At 72.1% G+C, this 25,699-nt stretch carries 23 protein-coding genes; 8 read left to right on the top strand and 15 right to left on the bottom strand.

All coding sequences use genetic code 11. The annotated features are described in order from the left end of the window. Positions 1-61 precede the first annotated feature (61 nt). The 6 genes from AP234_RS32625 to rpe all read left to right on the top strand — a co-directional run bounded on the left by AP234_RS32625 (position 62) and on the right by rpe (position 6,752). The gene (locus tag AP234_RS32625; protein ID WP_055483611.1) at positions 62-1,747 is read left to right on the top strand and encodes a hypothetical protein; all 1,686 of its coding nucleotides are present in this window, start codon (positions 62-64) and stop codon (positions 1,745-1,747) included. A gap of 59 nt (positions 1,748-1,806) precedes the next feature. Next, the gene (locus AP234_RS32620; protein WP_055483610.1) at positions 1,807-3,024 is read left to right on the top strand and encodes a hypothetical protein; all 1,218 of its coding nucleotides are present in this window, start codon (positions 1,807-1,809) and stop codon (positions 3,022-3,024) included. Between the two features lie 118 nt (positions 3,025-3,142). Then, complete coding sequence (def, locus tag AP234_RS32615) at positions 3,143-3,691, top strand: peptide deformylase (protein WP_055483609.1); 549 nt, start codon at positions 3,143-3,145, stop codon at positions 3,689-3,691. Continuing rightward, positions 3,691-4,635: a methionyl-tRNA formyltransferase gene (gene fmt / locus AP234_RS32610; RefSeq protein ID WP_055483608.1), complete on the top strand. Its 945-nt coding sequence runs from the start codon at positions 3,691-3,693 to the stop codon at positions 4,633-4,635. The genes def and fmt overlap by 1 nt, the downstream gene beginning before the upstream one ends. Continuing rightward, positions 4,632-6,065: an RsmB/NOP family class I SAM-dependent RNA methyltransferase gene (locus AP234_RS32605; RefSeq protein WP_055483616.1), complete on the top strand. Its 1,434-nt coding sequence runs from the start codon at positions 4,632-4,634 to the stop codon at positions 6,063-6,065. The genes fmt and AP234_RS32605 overlap by 4 nt, the downstream gene beginning before the upstream one ends. Before the next feature lie 12 nt (positions 6,066-6,077). After that, positions 6,078-6,752, top strand: a complete 675-nt coding sequence (rpe, locus tag AP234_RS32600) for a ribulose-phosphate 3-epimerase (protein WP_055483607.1) — start codon at positions 6,078-6,080, stop codon at positions 6,750-6,752. A gap of 298 nt (positions 6,753-7,050) precedes the next feature. Here the strand turns inward: rpe and AP234_RS32595 are convergent, their stop codons facing one another. The 15 genes from AP234_RS32595 to pyrR all read right to left on the bottom strand — a co-directional run bounded on the left by AP234_RS32595 (position 7,051) and on the right by pyrR (position 23,453). Then, a complete protein-coding gene (locus tag AP234_RS32595; protein WP_055483606.1) occupies positions 7,051-9,048 on the bottom strand; it encodes a primosomal protein N' in 1,998 nt (665 codons plus the stop codon). A 110-nt stretch (positions 9,049-9,158) separates the two neighbouring features. Continuing rightward, positions 9,159-10,346: a methionine adenosyltransferase gene (metK, locus tag AP234_RS32590; protein WP_055483605.1), complete on the bottom strand. Its 1,188-nt coding sequence runs from the start codon at positions 10,344-10,346 to the stop codon at positions 9,159-9,161. Between the two features lie 65 nt (positions 10,347-10,411). Beyond that, entirely contained in the window at positions 10,412-10,774 is a 363-nt protein-coding gene (locus tag AP234_RS32585; RefSeq protein ID WP_055483604.1) for a hypothetical protein, read from the bottom strand. 42 nt (positions 10,775-10,816) lie between these two features. Further along, positions 10,817-12,064 (bottom strand): bifunctional phosphopantothenoylcysteine decarboxylase/phosphopantothenate--cysteine ligase CoaBC, encoded by a 1,248-nt coding sequence (gene coaBC, locus AP234_RS32580; protein ID WP_162492451.1) that lies wholly within the window; start codon positions 12,062-12,064, stop codon positions 10,817-10,819. Between the two features lie 11 nt (positions 12,065-12,075). Then, positions 12,076-12,339, bottom strand: a complete 264-nt coding sequence (gene rpoZ, locus AP234_RS32575; RefSeq protein WP_055483614.1) for a DNA-directed RNA polymerase subunit omega — start codon at positions 12,337-12,339, stop codon at positions 12,076-12,078. Positions 12,340-12,522: 183 nt separating this feature from the next. Further along, positions 12,523-13,113 (bottom strand): guanylate kinase, encoded by a 591-nt coding sequence (gmk, locus tag AP234_RS32570; protein ID WP_055483613.1) that lies wholly within the window; start codon positions 13,111-13,113, stop codon positions 12,523-12,525. Positions 13,114-13,160: 47 nt separating this feature from the next. Next, the gene (gene mihF, locus AP234_RS32565; RefSeq protein WP_055483603.1) at positions 13,161-13,484 is read right to left on the bottom strand and encodes an integration host factor, actinobacterial type; all 324 of its coding nucleotides are present in this window, start codon (positions 13,482-13,484) and stop codon (positions 13,161-13,163) included. Positions 13,485-13,618: 134 nt separating this feature from the next. Then, entirely contained in the window at positions 13,619-14,323 is a 705-nt protein-coding gene (gene pyrF, locus AP234_RS32560) for an orotidine-5'-phosphate decarboxylase (protein ID WP_055483602.1), read from the bottom strand. Beyond that, positions 14,320-15,294, bottom strand: a complete 975-nt coding sequence (locus AP234_RS32555) for a dihydroorotate dehydrogenase (RefSeq protein ID WP_055483601.1) — start codon at positions 15,292-15,294, stop codon at positions 14,320-14,322. Before AP234_RS32555 ends, pyrF begins: the two co-directional genes overlap by 4 nt. A 21-nt stretch (positions 15,295-15,315) precedes the next feature. Continuing rightward, complete coding sequence (locus AP234_RS32550) at positions 15,316-16,173, bottom strand: dihydroorotate dehydrogenase electron transfer subunit (RefSeq protein ID WP_055483600.1); 858 nt, start codon at positions 16,171-16,173, stop codon at positions 15,316-15,318. Positions 16,174-16,177: 4 nt separating this feature from the next. Then, complete coding sequence (gene carB / locus AP234_RS32545) at positions 16,178-19,486, bottom strand: carbamoyl-phosphate synthase large subunit (protein WP_055483599.1); 3,309 nt, start codon at positions 19,484-19,486, stop codon at positions 16,178-16,180. Beyond that, a complete protein-coding gene (gene carA, locus AP234_RS32540) occupies positions 19,479-20,654 on the bottom strand; it encodes a glutamine-hydrolyzing carbamoyl-phosphate synthase small subunit (protein ID WP_055483598.1) in 1,176 nt (391 codons plus the stop codon). Before carA ends, carB begins: the two co-directional genes overlap by 8 nt. Next, on the bottom strand, positions 20,651-21,964 hold the full coding sequence (locus tag AP234_RS32535; protein WP_055483597.1) for a dihydroorotase: 1,314 nt from the start codon (positions 21,962-21,964) through the stop codon (positions 20,651-20,653). Before AP234_RS32535 ends, carA begins: the two co-directional genes overlap by 4 nt. Further along, positions 21,961-22,896 carry an aspartate carbamoyltransferase catalytic subunit gene (locus AP234_RS32530; protein ID WP_055483596.1) on the bottom strand — a complete coding sequence of 312 codons (936 nt, stop codon included), beginning with the start codon at positions 22,894-22,896 and terminating at the stop codon, positions 21,961-21,963. Before AP234_RS32530 ends, AP234_RS32535 begins: the two co-directional genes overlap by 4 nt. Continuing rightward, positions 22,893-23,453 (bottom strand): bifunctional pyr operon transcriptional regulator/uracil phosphoribosyltransferase PyrR, encoded by a 561-nt coding sequence (pyrR, locus tag AP234_RS32525; RefSeq protein WP_083502639.1) that lies wholly within the window; start codon positions 23,451-23,453, stop codon positions 22,893-22,895. The genes AP234_RS32530 and pyrR overlap by 4 nt, the downstream gene beginning before the upstream one ends. Positions 23,454-23,868: 415 nt before the next feature. On the opposite strand from pyrR, the gene bldD reads away from it, so the two are divergent. Both bldD and AP234_RS32515 read left to right on the top strand, forming a co-directional pair. Then, positions 23,869-24,363 carry a transcriptional regulator BldD gene (bldD, locus tag AP234_RS32520; RefSeq protein ID WP_055483594.1) on the top strand — a complete coding sequence of 165 codons (495 nt, stop codon included), beginning with the start codon at positions 23,869-23,871 and terminating at the stop codon, positions 24,361-24,363. Positions 24,364-24,390: 27 nt separating this feature from the next. Beyond that, positions 24,391-25,647 carry an arginine deiminase gene (locus AP234_RS32515; RefSeq protein WP_055483593.1) on the top strand — a complete coding sequence of 419 codons (1,257 nt, stop codon included), beginning with the start codon at positions 24,391-24,393 and terminating at the stop codon, positions 25,645-25,647. The last annotated feature ends 52 nt before the right edge of the window (positions 25,648-25,699 follow it).

Genomic DNA, 25,699 nt, shown 5'->3' with positions numbered 1-25,699 from the left:
CCCGCCCTCCGGAGGGGTTGACCGATTCGCTATGGGCGCAGCGAGCCGTTAGCGTCTCCCTGTGTCGATCGAATGGGTGAACCGGGCCATCGACGGCCTTCGTATGTGGGGGCGCGACAGGGGCGTGGAGGTCGACGTCGACGAGGTCCGCCTGCTGTGCGACTACGCCAGCGACTATCTGGAGGTGCGGGAACTCGGCGACTTCCGGCCGGGGACCTTCGAGGAGCTCCTGCTGGAGATCTATCCGCGGAAGGTCATCGCCCCGCCGGAAAGCGCGCCGGAGACCATCGCGGCGGCCCGCACGCTGGTCGAGTTCCTGCTCGACACGGGGGAGATCGCCGGCAAGGTCGCCGCCAGGATGCGGGAGACGATCGACGAGATCGAGCCCGAGATGCCCCGGGCGCTCGCCGACACCACCAAGTTCGGCATGGCCAAGAGCATCTTCAGCGCCATCGGCCCCGACTCCCTCGAACTGGTCGAGCCCGGCGGCCCGGCCGAGTGCGACTGCCCCGGCTGCGCTCCCCTGCCCGCCGTACGGCTTCCGCCCGCCGACGAGATCGCCGCAGCCGTACGGAACACACCGCTGCTGCGCGACGCCCACCTCATCGTGAGATGGCTGGTGGACGGCGGACGCACGACGACGACCCGCAAGGCGCTGCGGGTCAGGGACGCGCGCGCGCTGGCGGCGGAGGCGGGCGTGGCACGGCCGGCCCTGGCCTGGCGGCTCGCGCTCGACCTCGGGCTGGCCCGGGTCGAGGGAACGACCGTCGTGGCGGCCGACGGGTTCCGGCCGCTGGCCGCCCGGCCGGACGAAGAGGTGTTCGACCTGTGGGCGGCGGCCGTGGAGTTCCTCATCGAGGCGCCGGTGGCCGTTACCGGGGAAGCCGCCGTGGACGAGGAGCTCTACTCGGTGCACGACCTGCTCTACCGGCTGCAGGCGCCGGTCCCGGCCGACGCGGTCGCCGAATATCTGCGCGAGGTCGCGATCGGCCGGTCTCCCGCACCGGATGAGGACGGGCCGGCCGAGGACGGGCTGACCGAGGAGCGGCTGAGCGGGGCGCTGGCCGCCCTCTCCTACGCGGGAACGGTCCAGATCAGCGAGGACGGCCTGGCCCTGACCCCGCAGGGGCTGTGGGGACTGCGGGAGATCTATTCGGACATGGGGCTCGACGCGCCGATCGCGCCGGACCTCGCAGAAGGCGACGCGAGCGGGCTGATCGCGGGCCTCATCAGCGACGGGCTGCCCGCCGAGGCGGCCGAGCGCGACGTCGCGGCGTGGCTGGCCCGCCGCACCCCCGAGCAGGCCGCGGCGGAACTGCTCGCCGCGGTGGCGGGCGCGCCGGCCGAGGTGCGCGGGATCGCCGTCACGATCGTCGACCGGCTGGGCGTGGAGGCGGCCCCGGTCGTCCGGTCCTGCCTCGACGACCCGGAGCTGCGGCCGCACGCCGTCCACTGGCTGTCCGCCCGGGGCCTGGACGCCCCCACGCTCACCCACGACGAGGTGCTGTGGGTCACGGTCGACATGCTGGCGCTCGCGCTGCCGGCGGCCGAGGCCGACCCGGACGGCTTCGCGGAGAACATCGCCGTCTCCGGGCCGCCCGCCCATCTGATCGAGGACATGTGGCGGGTCGATCACCCCGATGTCGTCGAGGTTCTGGAACTGCTCGGCAACTCCCTCCCGGACCGGATGACGGCCAAGGCGGCGAGGAAGGCCGCGTTCAAGGCGCGTTCGCGCGCCATCCGGTGACACCGGCGCATGGGGTGAAGCCGGTGCGTCGAGTGAGCGCAGTGGAGTAAGTTGCTGCAATGGCCGACAGCGACGTGCTCACATTCCCGCCCGTCGAGCTCGCCCCGGACGAGGAGCTGGCGCGAGTGGTGCGCGACGCGCCCATCGTGCGCGACGCCGTGCGGCTGGCCGACTGGACCGGCGTGCGCGAGGTCACCGGGCAGGGGCTGCTGATCGACGGCGACGCCCGCGCGGCCGTGGCCGAGCTCGGGCTGGACGCCGCGCGGCTCCGCCTGCTGTGGGTGGTCGCGGTCAACGGCCGGCTGCTCGACGTGACCCCGGGCAAGAGCGTCCGGCCCGGCCCCGGGATGACCGATCCCATGGAGTTCTGGGACGGCGTGGTCATGGACGTGCTCGACCGCACGGAGGAGGGCCTGACCGGTTCCCGGGTCGTCGACGAGCATCTCACCGAGATCCTCGCGACCATCTACTCCGTCCGGGAGGGCATGCCGATGGCGAACCTGGCGGGCGGCATCCTCCAGGCGCACGAGGTCGGCTGCGGCGCCCAGCAGTCCGAGCTCAGGCGGCTGCGGATGACGCTGCCCGGCGAGCTGGCCGAGGCCATGGCGCTGCTGGAGTACTGCGGGCTGATCGAGCTGACCGGCGATCTCGTGCGGCTCACCGAGCCCGGCGTCTGGGCCGTACGCCGCGACCTGCTGCGCGAGGGGCACGACGCGCCCTCCCTCGGCGAGGTCGTGGCCTTCGCCGGACACACCGCCGGAGAGCTGATCGAGGCCATGCTCACCGGCCGGGCCTCGGCCAGCGCGGCGACGCTGTGGCTGGAGCACCGGGCCCCCGAGGACGCCGCCCGCGAGCTGATCAAGATAGCCTCGTCCGGCAACGCCGCCCAGCGGGGCACGGCCGGGACGATCCTCGAGGAGCTGGGCCCGGAGGCCGAGCAGGCGGTACGCGAAGCCCTCAGCGAGCCGATGATGTGGCGGTACGCCGCGGCCTGGCTGGGCGTCCGCGATCTGGACGCCCCGGCGCTGGGTGAGGGCGACGGCGCCTGGGTGGCCGTCGACACCCTCGCCGCCCTGCTCTACCTGGGCGCCCCCATCGACTCGGTGGCCCATTTCGACATCCTCGGGGAGGACCTGCTCGCGCTGGTCCCCGAAATGGGGCGGGTGGATCACCCCGACACCCTCGCCGTGCTGGAGATGCTGGGCCGGCATCACCCCGACCCGTTGATCGCCAAGACGGCCAGGAAGACGGCGATGAAGGTCCGCTCACGCCCTTAGGTCGTGTTTCTCCGCCCTGTGACGCATCCGCCCGGACCGTGTTGGCGACGGACGCATTCGCCGAACACCCCCTAGACTGAAGCGATATTCGACGTCGTGATGTGAACGGAGCCGATCGTTGGCCATTCAGCCGATCCGCCTTTTCGGTGACCCGGTGCTGCGCACGCCGGCGGAGCCGGTGGTCGACTTCGACAAGGAGCTGCGCAGGCTCGTCAAGGACCTGACCGACACGATGATGGACGCCCCGGGCGCCGGACTGGCGGCGCCGCAGATCGGCGTCGGGCTCCGGGTGTTCACCTACTACGTGGACGAGCAGCTCGGGCACCTGATCAACCCCGATCTCGACCTGTCGGACGAGATCGACGAGGAGGGCGAGGAGGGCTGCCTGTCCTTCCCCGGCCTGTCCTTCCCGACCCCCCGCGCGATCAGGGCGGTCGCCAAGGGCTTCAACATGCACGGCGAGCCGGTCGTCCTGGAGGGCACCGAGGTGATGGCCCGCTGCTTCCAGCACGAGACCGACCATCTCGACGGCGTGCTGTTCATCGACCGGATGGATCCCAAGCAGCGCAAGCTCGCGATGAAGGCCATCCGGGAGGCCGAGTGGAGCGGCCTTTCCGCACCCGTCGTCAAGGTCTCGCCGCACGCCACTTACGGGAAGGCCCTGTAGTGCGCCTGGTCTTCGCCGGCACCCCGGACACCGCGCTCCCGTCGCTGCGGGCGCTGCTCGACTCGCCCCGCCACGAGGTCGTCGCCGTCGTCACCCGCCCGGACGCCAGATCCGGCCGGGGACGCCACGTCCATCCCAGCCCGGTGGCCCAACTGGCCGAGGAGTCGGGCATCGAGGTGCTGAAGCCGGCGAAGGCCGCCGACCCGGACTTCCTCGACCGGTTGCGGGCGATAAATCCGGACTGCTGCCCGGTGGTCGCCTATGGCGCTTTGCTCCCGCAAGCCGCTCTGGATATTCCGCCATTCGGCTGGATAAATCTGCATTTCTCGTTGCTGCCCGCGTGGCGGGGTGCCGCGCCGGTTCAGCATGCCGTACTGCACGGCGACGAGATCACCGGCGCGACCACCTTTCGGATCGTCAAAGAGCTGGACGCCGGCCCGGTCTTCGGTTGTGTGACCGAGCCGGTCCGGCCGGATGACACCAGCGGTGCGCTGCTGGCCAGGCTCGCCGAGTCGGGGGCCGGGCTGCTCACGGCGACGCTCGACGGCGTCGAGGACGGCACGCTGGAGGCCCGCCCGCAGCAGGCCGACGGGGTCAGCATCGCACCGAAGATCGAGGTCGAGGACGCGCGCGTCGACTGGGCGGCCCCCGCGATGCGGGTGGACCGGCTGGTGCGCGCCTGCACGCCCGCCCCGGGCGCGTGGACCGAGTTCCGCGGTCAGCGGATCAAGATCGGCCCCGTACGGCTCGCGCCGGAGGCATCGGCCTCGCCCGCCCCCGGCGAGATCATCGCGGCGAAGAACGCCGTCCTCGCCGGCACCGGCACCCATCCGGTCGAGCTCGGCGAGGTGCAGCCGCAGGGCAAGCGGGTGATGACCGCGGTCGAGTGGGCGCGCGGCGTCCGCGTCGGCGGCGCACCCGGCGACTCGGAGCGCTTCCGATGACCCGGCAGCACTCTGGACGGCGCCCGACCGGCAGACAGGGCTCCGGTAAGCAGGGATCCGGCGGGCAGGGATCCGGCCGGCCCGGCTCGGGAAGGCAACGGTCCGGCCGGCCCGACGCGGCCAGGAACGCGGCCTACGACCTGATGAGGGCCGTCGACGAGCGCGACGCGTACGCGAACCTGCTGCTGCCCGCGCTGCTGCGCAAACGCGGCATCGTGGGCCGGGACGCCGCGCTCGCCACCGAGCTGGCCTACGGCACGCTGCGCGGTCTCGGCACCTACGACGAGATCATCGCCGCGTGCAGCGACCGGGCGCCGGAACACGTCGACCCGCCGCTGCTGGACGCCGTCCGGCTCGGCGTGCACCAGCTCCTGCGCACCCGCATCCCGCCGCACGCGGCGGTCAGCGCCACGATCGACCTGGTCAGGCACCGGGTCGGCCCAGGCCCTTCGCGCTACGCCAACGCCGTGCTGCGCAAGGTCGCGGGCCGCACGCTGGAGGAGTGGCTCGCCATCGTGGCCCCGCCGCTCGACGAGGACGCGGCCGGGCATCTGGCCGTGGCCCACAGTCATCCCCGGTGGATCGTCAACGCGCTGCGCGACGCGGTCGGCGGCGACGTGGACGAGACCGCCGCGCTGCTGGCGGCCGACAACGAGCGGCCCCGGGTGGCGCTGGTGGCCCGTCCGGGCCGCTGCTCCGTCGATGAGCTGATCTCGGCGGGTGCCGAGCCGGCGGCCTACTCGCCGTACGGCGCCTATCTGCCCGAGGGGGACCCGGGCTCGATCCCCGCGGTGGGCGAGGCGCGCGCCGCCGTCCAGGACGAGGCGAGCCAGCTCGTCGCGCTCGCGCTCACCAGAGTGCCCGTCGACCGTGACCGCGACTGGCTGGACATGTGCGCGGGACCCGGCGGCAAGGCGGGGCTGCTCGACGCGGTGGCCGAGCAGCGCGGGGCGAGGCTGCTCGCCGCTGACGTCCAGTATCACCGCGCCCGGCTCGTCTGGGGGACGACCCGGGGCGCCGCGGTCGTGACCGCCGACGGGACGCGGCCGCCGTGGCGGCCCGGCACGTTCGACCGGGTGATGCTCGACGCCCCCTGCACCGGTCTGGGCGCGCTGCGCAGGCGGCCGGAGGCCCGCTGGCGGCGCGATCCCCGGAGCATCCCCGAGCTGACCCGGCTGCAGCGCCTGCTGCTCGACTCGGCCCTGCGTGCCGTACGGCCCGGCGGGGTGGTGGCCTACGTGACCTGCTCCCCGCACCTGGCCGAGACCACCGCCGTGGTGGACGAGGTGCCGCCCGAGCGGGCGGAGGTGCTCGACGCGCGGGAGTTCCTGCCGGAGGCGCCGGGGCTCGGCGGCGGCCCCCACGTGCGGTTCTGGCCGCACCGGCACGGCACCGACGCCATGTTCCTGGCCCTGTTCCGGGCGAAATAGACTGCAGGCACTATGGCCGTACAGATTTCGCCCAGCATCCTGTCCGCCGACTTCGCCCGCCTCGCCGACGAGGCGGCGAGGGTCGAGGGCATCGCCGACTGGCTGCACGTCGACGTCATGGACTACCGCTTCGTGCCCAACCTCACGCTCGGCCTTCCGGTCGTGGAGTCGCTGCTCAAGGCGACCACGACACCGCTCGACTGCCACCTCATGATCGAGGAGCCGGACCGGTGGGCGCCGGACTACGCGGAGGCGGGCGCGGCCAGCGTCACCATCCACGCGGAGGCGGCCAGGGCGGCGGTGCGCACGCTGCGGGCGATCCGCACGGCCGGGGCCAGGGCGGGTCTGGCGTTGAACCCGGCCACCCCGGTGGAGCTCTACGAGGACCTGCTGCCCGAGGTCGACATGCTGCTGGTCATGACCGTGGAGCCGGGTTTCGGCGGGCAGAGGTTCCTGGACATCATGTTGCCGAAGGTCTCCAGGGCCCGTGCGCTGATCGACAAGTTCGGTGGCGAGGTGTGGCTCCAGGTCGACGGCGGCGTGTCGGAGACGACGATCGAGCGCTGCGCCGAGGCCGGGGCCGACGTCTTCGTGGCGGGCAACGCCGTCTACGGGGCCGACGACCCCGCCCAGGCCGTACGGAACCTCCGAGCTCTCGCCGAGAGGTCCCACTCCACCCGCGCCTGACCCCTTCCCCGCGTGATCCGCACCCCCTTCTCCGCGTGATCTTGCATTTACTTGCACGCAACGTCACCGGCCTGCGTTTTTACCATTCGTGATCTTGCAGTTTTTCACGGAGACGATCCCTGAGCTGCGCGGATACACTCCGTGATCTCGCAGTATCGACCCCACTGCGAGATCACGGAAGTCGAAATGCCAGGCGTGGGGCCATCGCTGCGAGTTTCTGCAAGATCACGAATGGTATTCGGCCAGGTGGGAGGGGATCTCTGCGAGCAACTACAAGATCACGGGGGAATGGGGGTGGCTAGATGAGGTCCAGCGGGTCGACCGCCACCCGCACCGTGTCGGCGGCCTTGCGCGCTGATCGCGCCCCGCTCGCGGCCTTGAGCGCGCGGGCGAGCGCCGACCCCCGGTCGCGCGGCACCCGGACCATGGCACGCTCCACCTCCCCCTCCACGGGGACCGGGCCGAGGACCTGGGCCTGCGGAGGCAGGGCCACGTCGGCCAGCGTCTCCCGGACCGCTGCGGCCGGGCCGGTCAGCGTGGCCATCCGCACCGCCGGAGGGAAGCCCAGCTCGGCGCGGTCGGCGAGCTCGCGCTCGGCGAAGGTGATCGGGTCCCAGCGCAGCAGGGCCTGTACGGCCGGGACGGCCGAGTCGGCCAGCACCACGAGCTCGGCCCCCGGCCGGGCGAGCGCAGCGGCGTTCATCCAGCGCCGCAGCGCCTCCTCCGCCGCGCGCAGGTCCGGCCGGCCGAGCAGCGCCCACCCGTCGAGCAGCACGACCGCCGCGTAGCCGCCCTCGGGCACCGGCTCGGCACCGGGGGTGGCCACGATCAGTGCGGGCGCCGGCCCGACCACGGCGAGCACGCCGTCCCGCCCCGACGTCTTGACGGGGAAGGACGGGAACGCCCGGCCGAGCTCCTCCGCCGTGCGGCGGGCCCCCACGATCAGCGCGCGGATCCGGTCGTCGCCGCAGGACGGACAGCGCCGGCCGCCCGCGATCCGGCCGCACCAGCGGCAGTACGGCATGGCGTGCCCACCGCGCAGGGCCAGCGGCCCGCGGCAGGCGGGGCAGCGGGCCGGGCCGCGGCAGGTCCGGCAGGCGAGCGCGGGCAGATATCCCCTCCTGGGCACCTGGACGAGCACCGGGCCGCTGTCCAGGCCGCGCCGCAGCGCCTGCCAGGCGATGGACGGCAGACGCGCGGCCCTGGCCGCCTCGTCACGGGCGAGTTCGGCGTCGTCGCCGGCCGGGCGCACCCTCGGAGCCCTGGCCCGGATCTCCTCGCGCCGCGGGGCGAGCGACCGCGCCCAGCCCGTCGCGACGAGCATGGTCGCCTCCGTGCTCCGGGCGTGGCCGCCGATCAGCAGGCCCGCCTGCGCGCGGTGGGCGCGCAGCGCCAGCACCTCGCGGGCGTGCGGGTACGGCGCATGCGGGTCGGCGTGCAGATCGTCTCCGTCGTCCCAGATGACGGCCAGGCCCAGGGAGGCCACCGGCGCGAAGGCGGCGGGACGGTTGCCGACCACGATCCCGATCTCTCCACGCAGGGCCTTGAGCCAGCGGCGGTAGCGCTCCGCCGGTCCGAGGTCGGCGGTGATCGCGACGTGCGGGGTGCTCCCCAGCGCCGGGGCCAGCATGGCCACGTCCTTGCCGTCGGGCAGCACGATCACCACGCCGCGGCCGCTCGCCAGCGTCGCCCGCGCCGCGGCCGCGATCGCCTCCGGCCAGGAGGCACCGGGCAGTGCCGTCCAGACGGCGCGCGGCGAGCGCCCCTCCGCCAGGGCGGTCAGAAACGACTGCCCCGCCTGATAGGCGGCCCACCCGCTCCGATCCTCCTCGGCCGGGGGCGCCGGCTCCCATGACACGGGGGCCGGTGCCCTCGCCTCGGCCTCGACCCGGGCATGGCGCGGCGGGATCGCCAGCCGCAGGACGTCCGACATCGTGCCGGCGTAGCGGTCGGCCACCGCGCGCGCGAGCCCGGCGATCTCGGCCGTCAGGACCGGTTCCGGGGAGATCACCCGTTCCAGGAAGGCGAGCCGTCCCCGGTGCTCGCTCCCGGCGACCCGCTCCAGCAGGAAACCGTCGGTGAGCCGCCCCGCGAAGCGGACCCGCACCCGGCAGCCCGGCACCGCGACGGCATCGGCCGTCGCGGGCACCAGGTAGTCGAACGGCCGGTCCAGATGCGGCAGCGGGGTGTCGACGACGACCCGGGCGACCGGAAGGTCGCCGGCCGCCTGACGGGCCCCCTTGCGGCCGCTCGCCGCCGGCGCGGGCACGAGCGCCTCCTGCGACGGCACACTCACGTCCTACGTCCTATCAGACGCGGACGACGTCCGGCGGCCGGAGCCCCACCCACGAAAGTCTCTCGCAGGCTCGAAACTTCCGCGGGGCCCGGGATCGTACGGCGGAGCGGTCAGAGCCCGGCCGCCGCGCGCAGCGCGTCGGCCCGGTCGGTGGACTCCCAGGAGAAGCCCTCCCGGCCGAAGTGTCCGTAGGCGGCCGTCTCGGAGTAGATCGGGCGCAGCAGGTCGAGGTCCCGGATGATCGCGGCCGGACGCAGGTCGAAGACGGCGAGGACGGCCTTCTGGATCGTGGAGACCGGGGCCTTCTCCGTGCCGAAGCACTCCAGGAAGAGGCCCACCGGCTGGGCCTTGCCGATGGCGTAGGCGATCTGGACCTCGCAGCGGTCGGCCAGTCCGGCCGCCACCACGTTCTTGGCCACCCAGCGCATCGCGTACGCGGCGCTGCGGTCCACCTTGGAGGGGTCCTTGCCGGAGAAGGCGCCGCCGCCGTGCCTGGCCATGCCGCCGTAGGTGTCGATGATGATCTTCCGGCCGGTGAGGCCGGCGTCGCCCATCGGACCGCCGATCTCGAAACGGCCGGTCGGGTTCACCAGCAGCCGGTAGCCCTCGGTCTCGATCTCCAGATCGGCCAGCACCGGCTCCACCACGTGCTCGCGGATGTCGGGGGTCAGCATCTCCCGCAGGTCGATCTCGGGGGCGTGCTGGGTGGAGACCACCACGGTGTCGAGGCGGACCGGGGTGTCCCCGTCGTACTCGATGGTCACCTGGGTCTTGCCGTCCGGCCGCAGGTACGGCACCTGGCCGCTCTTGCGCACGTCGGCCAGCCGCCGGGCCATCCGGTGGGCCAGCATGATCGGCAGCGGCATCAGCTCGGGCGTCTCCCGGCACGCGTACCCGAACATCAGGCCCTGGTCGCCCGCGCCCTGCCGGTCGAAGTCGTCGGCCCCCTCGCCCGCGCGATGCTCGTAGGCGGTGTCGACGCCCTGGGCGATGTCGGGCGACTGCGCGCCGATGGACACGGAAACGCCGCAGGAGGCGCCGTCGAAGCCCTTGTGGGAGGCGTCGTAACCGATCTCCAGAATCTTGTCGCGGATCAACGCCGGGATGTCGACGTAGGTCTCCGTCGTCACCTCGCCGGCGACGTGGACCTGCCCGGTGGTGATCAGCGTCTCGACGGCGACCCGGCTCTTGGGGTCGTCCTTGAGCATTGCGTCGAGGATCGCGTCACTGATCTGGTCGGCGATCTTGTCCGGGTGGCCCTCGGTGACCGACTCGGAGGTGAACAGGCGACGGGACAACTCGTGGCTCCTCATGCAGCGGCTGCTGACGTTAAAGATGGGCGATGCTCACGCGAGTCTAGCGTTCATAGGTCGGGCAGGGGGTCGCGGGGAAGGTCGCCGGGGGAGAACGCCTCGGCGTCGGCGGCGGCCACCACGGCCGCGTACTCCACCTCCACCTCGAACACCATCCCGTCGATCTCGATGCGCGGGCCGGATCGGAACTCGATCGGCCCCAGCCGGGTGCGGCGCGGGTAGGTCGCCCACACGCCGGACGGCGCGTCGCCGCCGGCCATCGACAGCAGGGTCACCGACCGGTCCGTCACGACGATCAGGAAGGCGGCCGTCGCCGGAGGGGACTGCGCGAGGGCCGGGAACACGTAGCGGATGTCCTCGCCCGGGCCGAGCATCGCGCGGCAGCGCTCTCTGATCGCGGCGGGCACGGGCATGACGGTCGCTCCCTCGCAGCGCGCACTTGCCGTGGCGGGCTGTCAGGAAAGGCGCTCCGCCACCAAGTCCCAGACTACGTCGGCGAGATCCTCTTTGGGACCCCGCGAGATCTCCACGGTCCCGCCGTCGGCGCTGAGGACGACGGCGGCGTTGTCCGGCGTCCCGAACGCGAGCCCCTCCCCCACCTGGTTGACGACGAGCAGGTCGCAGCCCTTGCGCGCCAGCTTGGCCCGGCCGTTGGCCAGGACGTCGTCGGTCTCGGCGGCGAATCCGACGATCACCCGCGGGTACGGCTCGCGCCCGCCCCGCTGGCGTGCGTCCCGCCGCAGCTCGCCCAGCTCGGCCAGCACGTCGGGGTTCTTCACCAGGCGGATCGGGTCCGGCTCGGCCGACGATTTCTTGATCTTGGTATCGCTGTGCCGGTCCGGCCTGAAATCGGCGACGGCGGCCGCCATCACGACCGCGTCGGCTCCGTGAGCCCCGGCGCGGGCGGCGTCGAGCACGGCCTCGCGCAGTTCGCGGGCCGACTCGACCCGCAGCACCTTGACTCCGGCGGGATCGGGCAGCGCGACGTTGGCCGACACCAGCGTGACCTCGGCGCCACGGGCGACCGCGGTGCGGGCCAGGGCGTACCCCTGCAGGCCCGAGGACCGGTTGCCGATGAACCTGACCGGGTCGATCGCCTCGCGGGTGCCGCCCGCCGAGACGACCACGTGCCGGCCCGCCAGGTCGAGGGCCCGGCCGGCGAGCGCGCCGCGGGCGAGCACCCTGCGGCACACCTCGAAGATCTCCGCGGGCTCGGGCAGCCGCCCGGGCCCGGTGTCGGCCCCGGTGAGCCGGCCGACGGCCGGTTCGATCACGACGGCGCCCCGCTCGCGCAGCGTCGCGACGTTGGCGCGGGTGGCGGGGTGCTCCCACATCTCGGTGTGCATCGCCGGCGCGAACACGACCGGGCAGCGGGCGGTCAGCAGGGTGTTGGTGAGCAGGTCGCCGGCCAGGCCGTGCGCGGCCTTGGCCAGCACGTCCGCGGTGGCGGGGGCGACGACCACGAGGTCGGCGCGCTGCCCGATGCGGACGTGCGGCACCTCGTGGACGGACTCCCACACCTCGGTGGTCACCGGATTGCCGGAGAGCGCGGCCCACGTGGGCTCCCCGACGAAGCGCAGCGCGTCGCGGGTCGGCACGACCCGCACGTCATGGCCGGACTCGGTGAACAGGCGCAGCAGCTCACACGACTTGTAGACGGCGATGCCGGCGCTGACGCCCAGCACCACCGAAGCGGCAGGCACGGCGGCCCGGCTCAGGACTCGATGGGCTCGGCGCTGAGCAGGCCCTCGCTGACCTCGCGCAGCGCGATGGACAGCGGCTTCTCCTGGGCGTGGGTCTCCACGAGCGGCCCGACGTACTCCAGCAGGCCCTCGCCGAGCTGGGAGTAGTAGGCGTTGATCTGGCGTGCCCGCTTCGCACCCATGATCACCAGGCTGTACTTGCTGTCGACGATGTCGAGCAGCGTGTCGATCGGCGGGTTGGTGATGCCTTCGGCGTAGCCGACTGTGCTTGCCACGTTGTGTGTTCCCCTGCTTGGAAGTCGAGCCTAGTGCGCTGTCCGCGAACGTTCGCCGGGGTCGGGGAGCCGGCGGAGGGGGGCGCGGACCGGCGGTGGCGCGCCCGGCGGCGCGGGCTTCGCGAGGGCCGCGGATTCCCTCCGGCGCGGTGGCCGACCCTGCCGAGGTTCGTGGACACCCTACTAGCCGGAAAACTGGCTTCGCATCAAGGCTATCAGCCGCTGGCACACGTCCTTGACGGTCGTGTTGACGATGGTGAGGTCGAATTCCTTCTCGGCCGCCATCTCGAGCCGCCCCATCTCGAGCCGCCTGGCGATCACGTCGGGCGGCTCGGTGCCCCGGCCGCGCAGCCGTCGCTCCAGCTCCGCCCAGCTCGGCGGGGCCAGGAAGACCAGCAGCGCGTCGGGCATCGCGGCACGCACCTGCCGCGCGCCCTGGAGATCGATCTCCAGCAGCGTCGGTACCCCGGCGGTCAGCCGCTCCAGCACGGGGGTGCGTGGCGTGCCGTACCGGTTGCCGGCGAACTCGGCCCACTCCAGCAGCTCGCCGGAGGCGATCAGCCGGTCGAACTCGGCGTCGTCGGCGAAGAAGTACTCCACGCCGTGCGTCTCACCCGGACGGGGTTTCCGGGTGGTCACCGAGACCGACAGCCACACCTCGGGGTGTGACCGCCGGAGCTCGGCGACGACCGTGGATTTCCCGACACCCGACGGACCGGACAGGACCGTCAGGCGTCGGTCGTGCGGCAAGGAGTCACCGCCGTGTGTGGACATGTCGGTCACTCCGTTACCCCCTTGCAACAAGCCGTACGACGCCGAGATCAGCTCTCGGCACCGCCGAACTCTCGTTCCAGGGAGGCGCGCTGGTTCGCGCCGAGACCCCGCACACGGCGGGACTCGGCGATCCCCAGCTTCTCCATGAGCTGCTTGGCGCGGACTTTGCCCACGCCAGGGAGCGACTCCAGCAGAGCCGAGACCTTCATCTTGCCGATGACGTCATCGGTCTGCCCGTCCTTCAGAACCTCGGCCAGGGAAACCGCGCCGTGCTTGAGTCGGTTCTTGACCTCGGCACGCTCTTTGCGTGCCTTGGCAGCCTTCTCAAGTGCTGCGGCGCGCTGCTCGGGGGTCAGGGGAGGAAGAGCCACGCCGGGTCACCTCGAATTTCTGTCGATGTACTCGGACGGGAGGGGAAACTAGCTGGTCCAAGGCCAGTACGGCAACGTGAAGGGCTGTTTCTCTGGCCACAAAATCGATACTACTACTGTTCGTAATTGAAAAGTCACTGTTTGTCCGTCATCCGACGCAGCGCGGCGGCGATCGAGGCGGCGGCCGCACCGGGGTCCGGAGCACCCGTGATCGGCCGCCCGATCACCAGAAGATCGGCCCCGCTGGTGATCGCGTCCTCCGGAGTCGCTACTCTTGCTTGATCCTGGGTGTCGGCGCCGGCGGGCCGCACGCCCGGGGTGATGAGCGTGATCCCGGGACCGACCTCTGCCCGCACGGCGGCGACCTCACGTGGCGAGCAGACGAGGGCCTGGGCGCCGGCGCCGACGGCGACGGCGGCCATACGGCGCACCGCGTCCTCGGGCGGTCCCTGGATGCCGATCTCGCGCAGATCGGCGTCCGAGAGCGACGTGAGCAGCGTCACGGCGGCGATCTGGGCGTCCGGCGCCGCCGCCACGGCCGCCTGGATCATCGCGGGACCGCCGGCCGCGTGGACGGTCAGGATCGCGGGCTTGAGCCGGGCGACCGCGCGGGCGGCCGCCGCCACGGTGTTGGGGATGTCATGGAGTTTGAGATCCAGGAAGACGCGGACGCCGCTGGCGCCGCGCACCGACGCGATCACGTCGGGGCCGTACCGGAGGTAGAGCTCCAGCCCCACCTTCACCGTGGAGACGTGCGGCGTCACCAGGCCCGCCCAGCGGGCCGCGGTTTCCAGGTCGGGCGCGTCGAGGGCGACGGCGACGGGAGCTGGCGTGGTCACAGGGAACTCTCCTCCAGATCGGTCCTGCCGCGGGGTCCCGTCCCCGCGGGGCGGTGGGCCAGGCCGACGGCGTCGGCCAGCCGGTCGAAGCCGCGCTCGGTGAGAAGCTCCTCGAGCTCCCTCAGGATGCGCGGGCAGGCGTACGGGTCGTGGAAGGTCGCGGTGCCCACGGCGACGGCGCAGGCGCCCGCCAGGATGAGCTCCAGGGCGTCCCTGCCGGTCGTCACGCCGCCCATGCCGACGATCGGCACCCCGGGCAGGGCCGCGTGCACCTGCCACACGCAGCGCACCGCCAGGGGCCGTACGGCGGGGCCGGACAGGCCGCCCGCCCCGGCGGCGAGCGCCGGGCGCATGGCGTCCACGTCGATGCTCATGCCGGCCGGAGTGTTGATCATGGCGAGGGCGTCGGCGCCGCCGTCCACGCACGACCGGGCGACCGCCACGATGTCGGCGACGTCGGGCGACAGTTTGGCGATCACCGGCACGTCGTACCTGATCGCGGCCCGCACCGACGCCACCACCTCGGCGGCGGCCGAGCCGTCGCGGGCGAACATCCTGCCGCGGTCCTCGACGTTCGGGCACGACAGGTTGACCTCGACGGCGGTGATGCCGGGCGCGTCGGCGAGCCGCCGCGACAGCGCCGTGAACTCGGCCACCGTGCCGCCGCCGAGGGACACGACGGTGCGCGCGCCCCGCTCGGCCAGCCAGGGCAGCTCGCGCTCCAGGAATGCCTCGACGCCGGGCCCCTGCAGGCCCACGGCGTTGAGCAGCCCCGAGGGGGTCTCCGCCATCCGGGGCGTCGGCCGTCCGGCCCTGGGCGCCATCGTGATCGACCGGGTCACGAACGCGCCGAGCCTGGCGACGTCGAAGAACTGGGCGAGCTCCCGGCCCGTCCCCCCGCAGCCGGAGGCCGTCAGCACGGGGTTGGGCAGCTCCACGTGGGCCAGGTAACTCCGCAGGTCGGCACCTATGTCGGCTCACCCCGCCCGGACTCACACATTGCGCCCTCCGGGGGCGCCGAGGGCGTCGAACGGGATCGTCCCGACGTCGTCGAAGCGGACCCGCTCACCGCGGAACACCGGGCCCTCGACGCAGGAACGCAGCATCCGGGTCACGCCGTCCTCTCCGATCACGGGGACGACGCAGGTCATGCAGACGCCGATGCCGCAGGCCATGTGCTCCTCCACGGCGACCTGGACGGGGATGCCGAACTCGACGGCCACCGCGGTCACCCCGCGCAGCATCGCCATCGGGCCGCACGCGTAGACCGCGTCGGCCCGGACGTCGGCGATCACGCCGGGCAGCACGTCGGTCACCCTGCCGCGCATGCCGAGCGAGCCGTCCTCGGTGGTCAGCGTCGTCGTCTCCCCCATCCGGCGGGCCCGCAGCGCGCCGAAGACCCGCTCGGCCGTGGTGGCGCCGAGCACGAAGTCGATCCGGCAGCCGCGCAGCTGCAGGGCGTCGCCCAGGGCGAACAGCGAGGCAGAGCCGTACTCTCCGCCCACCAGCACGCACGTGCACGGGTCGCGGGGCAGCGGGAAGGGCCGGCCGAGCGGGCCGACGATGTCGAGCGTGTCGCGCGCCTTGACCTCGGACAGCCAGGCGGTTCCCGCGCCGCGCACGGCGAAGACCAGCTCCACCGTGCCACCGTAGTCGGGCTTGACGTCGTGGACGGTCAGCGCCCGCCGGGTGAGCATCGCCGTGTCGCGCCCGCCGGCCGCGACCGTGACGAAGTGGCCGGGCCGGAACCGGTCGGCGATGCCCGGTGCGACGACCGTGAGCGCATGGTAGGCGTCCACCCGGCGCGTCGTCAGCACCGTGCCCGTCACCTGTACCGGACTACCGGCCACTCGCCTACTCCCTCAGCCTCCTGGCGTGCTCCTGGAGCGACCGTACGCCCACATCACCCCGGACGATGTGCTGAATGCCCTGGACGGCGGCCGCCAGGCCCTGCACGGTCGTGACGCACGCGATGCCGCGCAGCACGGCGGCGGTCCGGATCTCGTACCCGTCGAGCCGCGGCCCGGACTGGCCGGGGCCGCCGAACGGGGTGTTCACGATGAGGTCCACCTCGCCGTCGAGGATCCGCCGCACGATGGTGGGCTCGCCGTCGGACCCGGTTCCGTCGCTGTGCTTTCGCACGATCTTGGCATGGACGCCGTTCCTGCGCAGCACCTCGGCCGTGCCCTCCGTGGCCAGGATCTCGAACCCGAGATCGGCCAGTGCCTTCACCGGGAAGATCATGGCCCGCTTGTCCTTGTTCGCGACCGAGACGAAGGCCCGTCCCTTGGTCGGCAGCGCGCCGTAGGCGGCCGCCTGCGACTTCGCGAACGCCGTGCCGAAGAACTCGTCGATGCCCATCACCTCGCCGGTCGAGCGCATCTCCGGGCCGAGCACGGTGTCCACACCGCGGAACCGGTTGAACGGAAGCACCGCCTCCTTGACCGCTATCGGCGCGTCCAGCGGCAGCGTGCCGCCGTCTCCCTCGGCCGGCAGCATGCCCTCGGCGCGCAGCTCGGCGATCGTCGCGCCCAGCATCACCCGGGCCGCCGCCTTGGCCAGCGGCGCCGCCGTCGCCTTCGACACGAACGGCACGGTACGGCTCGCCCTCGGGTTGGCCTCGAGGACGTACAGCACGTTGGCGGCGAGGGCGTACTGGACGTTCAGCAGGCCGCGCACGCCGACCCCCCTGGCGATGGCCTCGGTGGCGGCGCGGATCCGCTTGATGTCGAAGCCGCCCAGCGTGATCGGGGGCAGGGCGCAGGCCGAGTCGCCGGAGTGGATGCCGGCCTCCTCGATGTGCTCCATGACCCCGCCGAGGTAGAGCTCCTCCCCGTCGAACAGCGCGTCCACGTCGATCTCGATGGCGTCGTCGAGGAAGCGGTCGATCAGCACCGGGTGCTCGACGCCGGTCCTGGCCGCGGCCTTGGCCATGTACGCGCCGAGCGTGTGGTCGTCGTACACGATGGCCATGCCGGCCCCGCCCAGGACGTAGGAGGGGCGGACGAGCACCGGGTAGCCGATCTGCGCGGCCACCTCACGCGCCTCGTCGACGGTGCGGGCGGTGCCGTGCTTGGGCGCGCGCAGCCCGGCCTCGGCCAGCACCCGGCCGAAAGCGCCGCGGTCCTCGGCCAGGTGGATCGACTCCGGCGACGTGCCGACCACGGGCACGCCCGCGTCCTTGAGCGCCTGGGCGAGCCCGAGCGGCGTCTGCCCGCCGAGCTGCACGATCACCCCGGCGACCGGGCCGGTGGCCTGCTCGGCGTGCACGACCTCCAGGACGTCCTCCAACGTGAGCGGCTCGAAGTAGAGCCGGTCGGAGGTGTCGTAGTCGGTCGAGACGGTCTCCGGGTTGCAGTTGACCATCACGGTCTCGTAGCCGGCGGCGGCCAGCTCGAACGACGCGTGCACGCACGCGTAGTCGAACTCGATGCCCTGCCCGATCCGGTTCGGCCCGCTGCCCAGGATGATCACCTTCGGGCGGTCGCCCCGCGGGACCTCGGTCTCCTCGTCGTAGGTCGAGTACAGGTAGGGCGTGCGCGCGGCGAACTCGGCGGCGCAGGTGTCGACCGTGTGGTAGACCGGCCGCAGGCCCAGGGCGTGCCGTCGTTCGCGCACCGCCGCCTCGGCCACCCCGAGGATCTCGGCGATCTGGGCGTCGCTGAAGCCGTACCGCTTGGCCCGGACCAGTGCGGGACCGTCGAACCCGTCGAGCGAGCCGGCCTCCCGGATCGAGCGGGCGACCTCGTCCACGGCGAAGAGCTGGTCGACGAACCAGGGGTCCATCCCGGTGGTCTCGCACAGCAGCTCCGGCGTGGCGCCGGCCCTGATCGCCTGCTGCATCGTGCGCAGCCGCCCGTCGTGCGGGCTGCCACAGGCCCTCAGCAGCTCCGAGAGATCGCCAGGGTCCCCCGCCCAGGTGAAGGACGTTTCCTTCTTCTCCAGCGATCTGAGGGCCTTCTGCAGGGCTTCTGGGAAGGACCTGCCGATCGCCATCGCCTCGCCGACCGACTTCATGTGCGTGGTGAGGGTCTTGTCGGCCCCGGCGAACTTCTCGAACGCGAACCTCGGCACCTTGACGACCACGTAGTCGAGCGTCGGCTCGAACGAGGCCGGGGTCTCCTTGGTGATGTCGTTGGGGATCTCGTCCAGGGTGTACCCGACGGCGAGCTTGGCCGCGATCTTGGCGATCGGGAAGCCGGTGGCCTTCGACGCCAGCGCCGAGGAGCGCGACACGCGCGGGTTCATCTCGATGACGATCATCCGGCCGGTGGCCGGGTCGACCGCGAACTGGATGTTGCAGCCGCCGGTGTCGACCCCGACCTCGCGGATGACCGCGATGGCGACGTCGCGCATGTTCTGGTACTCGCGGTCGGTCAGCGTCATCGCCGGGGCCACGGTCACGCTGTCGCCGGTGTGCACGCCCATCGGGTCGACGTTCTCGATCGAGCAGACGATCACCACGTTGTCCGCGCGGTCGCGCATGACCTCCAGCTCGTACTCCTTCCAGCCGAGGATCGACTCCTCCAGGAGGACCTCGGTGGTCGGGGAGGCGTCCAGACCCGCCCCGGCGATGCGGCGCAGCTCCTCCTCGTCGTAGGCCAGGCCGGAGCCCGCGCCGCCCATCGTGAAGCTCGGCCGGACCACCAGCGGGTAGCCCAGCTCGGCCGCGGCCGACAGGCACTCCTCCAGCGTGTGGCAGATCAGCGAGCGCGCTGACTCGGCGTTCAGGCCGCGCTCGACGGCCACCTTGGCGACGATCTCCTTGAACCGCTCGCGGTTCTCCCCCGCCTGGATGGCGTCGAAGTTGGCGCCGATCAGCTCGACGCCGTACCTGGCCAGCACCCCGGCCTCGTGCAGCGCGACCGCGGTGTTGAGCGCGGTCTGGCCGCCCAGCGTGGGCAGCAGGGCGTCCGGCCGCTCCTTGGCGATGATCTTCTCGACGATGTCCGGCGTGATCGGCTCGACGTAGGTGGCGTCGGCGAACTCGGGATCCGTCATGATCGTGGCCGGGTTGCTGTTGACCAGGATCACGCGGAAGCCCTCGCTGCGCAGCACGCGGCAGGCCTGGGTGCCCGAGTAGTCGAACTCGCACGCCTGTCCGATCACGATGGGCCCGGAGCCGATCACCATGACCGACCTGATGTCCGTGCGCTTAGGCACCCTTCTCCTCCATGTTCGTGGTCGCGCTCGGCCGGCCGTCCGCCCCGCTCGTCCGTCCCCTCGACCGCTCCATCAGCTCGCAGAACTCGTCGAACAGGTACGCGGCGTCGTGCGGCCCGGCCGCCGCCTCCGGGTGGTACTGCACGCTGAAGGCGGGCCGCTCCAGCAGGCGCAGCCCCTCCACACAGCCGTCGTTCAGGTTGACGTGGCTCACCTCGGCCGGGCCGTACGGCGTGTCGAACGGCCCGTCCGTCGGGGCCTGTACGGCGAAGCCGTGGTTGTGCGCCGAGATCTCCACCTTGCCGGTGCGCACGTCCTTGACCGGCTGGTTCACCCCGCGGTGGCCGTAGCGCAGCTTGTAGGTGCCCAGGCCCAGCGCCCGGCCGAAGATCTGGTTGCCGAAGCAGATGCCGAAGAACGGCACCCCCGCGTCCAGCACCCCGCGCAGCGCCCCGACGGGCCCGTCCGCGGTCGCCGGGTCGCCGGGGCCGTTGGAGAAGAACACGCCGTCGGGGTCGAGCGCCAGGATGTCGGCCGCGGTGGCGGAGCCGGGCAGGATGTGCACGTCGCAGCCGCGTTCCGCCAGCCGCTGCGGCGTCATGGCCTTGATCCCGAGGTCGATCGCCGCCACGGTGAAGCGCCGCTCCCCCGTGGCCGGCACGACGTACGGCTCACGCGTGGAGACCTCGCCGGACAGGTCGGCTCCGGCCATGCCGGGTGAGCGCCGCACCCGCTCCAGAAGCTCCTCGACCGGGGCGAGCGCAGGACCGGAGAAGACTCCGGCGCGCATCGCGCCGCGCTCGCGCAGGTGGCGGGTGAGCGCGCGGGTGCCGGGCATGGCGATGCCGACCACGCCCTGTCCGCGCAGGTAGTCCTCCAGCGATCCGTGCGACCGCCAGTTCGACGCGATGCGGGCGGGCTCGCGCACGACGTAGCCGGCGACCCAGATCTTGCGCGACTCCGGGTCCTCCAGGTTCACGCCGGTGTTGCCGACGTGCGGCGCGGTCATCGCGACGATCTGCCGGTGGTAGGAGGGGTCGGTGAGCGTCTCCTGATATCCGGTCATGCCGGTGTTGAAGACCATCTCGCCGAACGTCTCCCCCTCGGCGCCGTAGGGGGTGCCCTCGAAGACGCGGCCGTCCTCGAGCACGAGCAGTGCTGTCGTCATACGAGCTTCCCTTCAAGCACGGTGGGGCGGCCGCGGAGGAACGTGGCCACGACACGGCCGGGCAGCGTCATGCCTTCGTACGGCGTGTTGCGGCTCCTCGACACCATTGCCGTGGGATCCACCCGGGCCCGCACCGACGGGTCGTAGAGGGTGATGTTGGCGGGGGCGCCGGCCTCGATCGGGTGGCCGTGCCCGGCCAGCCTGCCGATCCGCGCCGGCCTTGCGGACATGCGGTCGGCCACGCCCGCCCAGTCGAGCAGGCCGGTCTCGACCATGGCCTCCTGGACCGCGGACAGTGCGGTCTCCAGCCCGATCATGCCCATCGCCGCCGCGGCCCACTCGGTCTCCTTGTCCTCGACCGGGTGGGGGGCGTGATCGGTGGCGACGCAGTCGATCGTGCCGTCGGCCAGGGCCTCGCGCAGCACCCGGACGTCCTCGGCCGTGCGCAGCGGCGGGTTCACCTTGTAGATCGGGTTGTACGGCCCCAGCGGCGACTTCTCGGCGCAGGAGTCCGTGAGCAGCAGGTGATGCGGGGTGACCTCGGCCGTGACGTCCCAGCCCTTCGACTTGGCCCAGCGGAGGATCTCCACGGAGCCGGCCGTCGAGACGTGGCACACGTGCAGGCGGGAGCCGACGTGCGCGGCCAGCAGGCAGTCACGGGCGATGATCGCCTCCTCGGCGACGGCCGGCCAGCCGGTCAGGCCGAGCCTGGCGGAGACCTCGCCCTCGTTGAGCTGGGCGCCCTCGGTCAGGCGCGGCTCCTGGGCGTGCTGGGCCACGACGCCGTCGAAGGCCTTGACGTACTCGAGCGCCCGCCGCATCAGCACCGCGTCGGACACGCACATGCCGTCGTCGGAGAAGACACGGACCCGGGCCGCCGACTCGGCCATCGCGCCGAGCTCGGCGAGCTGGCGGCCCTCCAGGCCCGAGGTGACCGCGCCGACCGGCTGGACGTCGCAGTGTCCGTAGGTCCGCCCCAGGTGCCAGACCTGCTCGACGACGCCCGCCGTGTCGGCGACCGGGGAGGTGTTGGCCATGGCGTGCACGGCCGTGAAGCCGCCGCGTGCCGCCGCCCGGGTGCCGGTCTCGACGGTCTCGGCGTCCTCCCGGCCCGGCTCGCGCAGGTGGGTGTGCAGGTCCACGAGGCCGGGCAGGGCGATGAGGCCGTCGGCGTCGACGACCTGGTCGACCCGGTGGTCCTCCCGGCCGCCGGGCCGCTCGCCGACCTCCACGATCACGCCGTCGCGGATCAGGATGTCGCGCGGGTCGGCGCCAAGGATCCTGGCGCCCCTGATGAGGATGGTGCTCACTCGGTCCCTCCGATCGCGGACTCGGAACCGCCCAGCAGCAGATAGAGGACGGCCATGCGGACGGTCACGCCGTTGCCGACCTGCTCGACGATGGTGGAGCGGGCGGAGTCGGCGACCTCGGCCGAGATCTCCATGCCGCGGTTCATCGGCCCGGGATGCATGACGATCGCGTCGTCGTGCAGGCGGGCGAAGCGGTCGCGGTCGAGCCCGTAGCGGCGGCTGTACTCCCGGGCGGAGGGGAAGTAGGCCGCGTTCATCCGTTCGAGCTGCACGCGCAGCATCATCACCACGTCCGTCTTCGGCAGGACGGCGTCGAGGTCGTAGGAGACCTGGCAGGGCCAGGTGCCGACCGCAACCGGCAGCAGGGTCGGCGGCGCGACCAGGGTGACCTCGGCGCCCAGCGTGTGCAGCAGCGCCACGTTTGAGCGGGCCACCCGGCTGTGCAGCACGTCGCCGACGATGGCCACCTTGAGGCCGTCGAGCCTGCCCATCCTGCGGCGCATGCTGAACGCGTCCAGCAGCGCCTGGGTCGGGTGCTCGTGGGTGCCGTCGCCGGCGTTCACCACGCTGCCGTGCACCCAGCCGGCGAGCCGGTGCGGCGCGCCGGAGGCGCCGTGCCGGATGATCACGGCGTCGGCGCCCATGGCCTCCAGGGTGAGCGCGGTGTCCTTGAGCGACTCCCCTTTGGAGAGGCTCGACCCGCGCGCCGAGAAGTTGATGACGTCGGCCGACAGGCGCTTGGCCGCGGCCTCGAACGAGATGCGGGTGCGGGTGGAGTCCTCGAAGAACAGGTTGACCACCGTGCGGCCGCGCAGCGTCGGCAGCTTCTTGATGGAGCGTTCCGAGACCCTCGCCAGCTCCTCGGCGGTGTCGAGGATGAGCAGCGCGTCGTCGCGGGTGAGGTCGGCCGCGGAGATCAGGTGGCGCTTCATCGCGACTCCTCCTTGATGAGCAGCACGGCGTCGCGCCCGTCCGTCTCCTCCAGATAGACCTTGACCTTCTCGCTCTTGGCCGTGGGCAGGTTCTTGCCCACGTAGTCGGCGCGGATCGGCAGCTCGCGGTGGCCCCGGTCGACGAGCGTCGCGAGCTGGACGGCCGTGGGCCGGCCCACGTCGTTCAGCGCGTCGAGCGCGGCGCGTACCGTCCTGCCGGAGTAGAGGACGTCGTCGACGAGGACGACCGTCCTGCCGTCGACCCCCTCCGGGGGCAGCTCGGTGCGGCCGAGCGGGCGGGCGGGCCGCAGGCGCAGGTCGTCGCGGTACATCGTGATGTCGATGGCGCCGACGGGAACCTTGACGCCCTCGAACTGCGCGATGCGCTCGGCGAGCCGGTACGCCAGCGTCGCGCCGCGAGTGGGGATCCCGAGCAGTACGACGCTCCGGGCGCCCTTGGTTCGTTCGAGGATCTCGTGCGCGATCCGGGTCAACGCCCGGTGGATATCAGGCCCTTCAAGCACGGCACGCGCTTGGTTTCGGGCGACTTCAGGCACGGCGAAATCACCACCTTTCCCGCCTCACGGGACGGGTCTTAAAGGATGTCGGCCGTCAGCGTATCAGCAGGCCCTGTGCCGCCCGCGGGGAGGACCGCCCGGCGGCGGGGCCGATCACATGGCCGGAAGCGGGGGCCGAGTCGGCCGGGGGGCGTGGGGGCGTAGAGGCGGGGGCGTGGATCGGCCGGGCGACCGCGCGGGGCACTCTTTACGTTCTTTTTTCCAATCTGCTTGACCTTTCGGAGTGACAGCTTTACCGTCACTGTCCGTAACCACAACTCGCGACCTTCCTGGGTAAAACCCGACGCAGCGGTCACCGAAGGTGCCTGGCCGGGCGCCAGCCCCGGTGTTCGGAACGCTTAGGACAAGGACGCACAATCAAGTGAGAACAGACATAGAAAGCCGGGGGCTGACGATGCCGTCTGACTATGCCAAGTCGCTGGGCGCACGCCTGCGCGCGATCCGTACGCAGCAGGGCCTGTCCCTGCATGGTGTCGAGGAGAAGTCCCGCGGCCGGTGGAAGGCGGTCGTCGTGGGCTCCTATGAGCGGGGCGACCGCGCCGTGACCGTGCAGAAGCTGGCCGAACTCGCCGATTTCTACGGGGTGCCGGTGTCGGAGCTGCTGCCCGGCGGGGCCGCGCCGAGCCCGCTGGCGCCCGCGCCGAAGCTTGTCATCGACCTGGAGCGGCTGGCTCAGCTGCCCAAGGACAAGGCCGGTCCGCTCGCGCGCTACGCGGCCACCATCCAGAGCCAGCGCGGAGACTACAACGGCAAGGTGCTGTCCATCCGCCAGGAGGACCTGCGTTCGCTCGCGGTGATATACGACAGGTCGCCGGTCGAGCTGACCGAGGAGTTCATCAACTGGGGAGTGCTGGACGCGGAGGCGCGTCGCGCCGTCGAGTCCTTCTGACTGGATTCCTGACCTATTTTGGGGGACATGCAGAAAACGACGTCGTTCTATGTCGGTTCTGAGGTCGGCAGGCTGCGGCAGGTCCTGGTCCACATGCCCGAGCCGGCGCTGAAGCGGCTCACCCCCACCAACAAGGACCAGTTGCTGTTCGACGACGTGCTCTGGGTCCACCGCGCGCTGGAGGAGCACCGGGAATGGTGCGAGGTGCTGGCCGCGCGCGGTGTCCGGGTTCATCGCCTCGGCGAGATGATCGAGCAGACGATCGCGATCCCGGAGGCGAGGAAGCACATCCTCGACGGCAGCGTCGACGAGCACTGGCTCGGCCCGGTGGCCGCCGACGCCGTACGCGGCGCGCTGGACACCCTGGACGGCCGGGCGCTGGCGCCGTTCCTCACCGGGGGCATCACCAAGCGCGAGATCATGGAGCTGGGCTGCGAACCGAAGTCCATCGCCTTCCACAGCCTGGGCATGGACGACTTCGTCCTCCCGCCGCTGCCCAACCACCTGTACGCCAGGGACGCCTCGTGCTGGGTGTACGACGGGGTGTCCATCAACGCCATGCGCAAGAAGGCCCGCAGGCGGGAGACCCTCAACTACGAGGCGGTCTACCGGTGGCACCCGCTGTTCGCGCGCGGCTACGACAGACCGGATGACGGCGGATACCACGTCTGGTCTCCCGGCACCCGGATGGGCCCGGCCACCATAGAGGGCGGCGACGTCCTGGTGATCGGCCGCGGCGCGGTGCTCGTCGGGATGAGCGAGCGGACCCAGCCGCAGGCGGTGGAGACGCTCGCGATGAACCTCTTCAGGTCCGGCTCCGCGACCAGGATCGTGGCGCTCGACCTGCCGAAGGCCCGCGCCTTCATGCATCTGGACACCGTGATGACCCAGGTCGACGTCGGCAAATTCGTGAAGTACGCCGGGCTCGGCATGCTGCCGTCGTACACCATCGAGCCGGGCGACAACGACAAGGAGCTCAAGGTCACCGACCACTCCCCCGAGGACATGCACCGGGCCATCGCGCGGGCCGTCGACCTGGACGACATCGAGATCCTGACCCCGGCCCAGGACGCGCACGCCGCGGAGCGCGAGCAGTGGGACGACGGCTGCAACGTGCTGGCGCTGGAGCCCGGCGTGGTGATCGCCTACGAGCGGAACACCACCACCAACAACTATCTGCGCAGGCACGGGATCGAGGTCATCCCGATCCGCGGCAACGAACTCGGGCGTGGCCGGGGCGGCCCCCGGTGCATGAGCTGCCCGCTGGTGCGGGACGCCATCTGACGGCCCGTCCGGCCCTCGGCCCGGCGTCCTCCGGCCGGCATCCTCAGTCGGG

The sequence above is a fragment of the Sphaerimonospora mesophila genome (assembly GCF_001417795.1).
GTDB classification, from domain to species: Bacteria; Actinomycetota; Actinomycetes; order Streptosporangiales; family Streptosporangiaceae; genus Sphaerimonospora; species Sphaerimonospora mesophila.
This window is presented reverse-complemented; position numbering and strand designations above follow the sequence as displayed.

What these genes read in the sequence shown, in the direction of transcription:
- AP234_RS32620 (WP_055483610.1), top strand. Translation starts at nt 1,807, where the DNA reads ATGGCCGACAGCGACGTGCTCACATTCCCGCCCGTCGAGCTCGCCCCG.
- AP234_RS32605 (WP_055483616.1), top strand. Translation starts at nt 4,632, where the DNA reads ATGACCCGGCAGCACTCTGGACGGCGCCCGACCGGCAGACAGGGCTCC.
- rpe (WP_055483607.1), top strand. Translation starts at nt 6,078, where the DNA reads ATGGCCGTACAGATTTCGCCCAGCATCCTGTCCGCCGACTTCGCCCGC.
- AP234_RS32585 (WP_055483604.1), bottom strand. Translation starts at nt 10,774, where the DNA reads ATGCCCGTGCCCGCCGCGATCAGAGAGCGCTGCCGCGCGATGCTCGGC.
- gmk (WP_055483613.1), bottom strand. Translation starts at nt 13,113, where the DNA reads ATGTCCACACACGGCGGTGACTCCTTGCCGCACGACCGACGCCTGACG.
- carA (WP_055483598.1), bottom strand. Translation starts at nt 20,654, where the DNA reads ATGACGACAGCACTGCTCGTGCTCGAGGACGGCCGCGTCTTCGAGGGC.
- AP234_RS32530 (WP_055483596.1), bottom strand. Translation starts at nt 22,896, where the DNA reads ATGAAGCGCCACCTGATCTCCGCGGCCGACCTCACCCGCGACGACGCG.
- bldD (WP_055483594.1), top strand. Translation starts at nt 23,869, where the DNA reads ATGCCGTCTGACTATGCCAAGTCGCTGGGCGCACGCCTGCGCGCGATC.
- AP234_RS32515 (WP_055483593.1), top strand. Translation starts at nt 24,391, where the DNA reads ATGCAGAAAACGACGTCGTTCTATGTCGGTTCTGAGGTCGGCAGGCTG.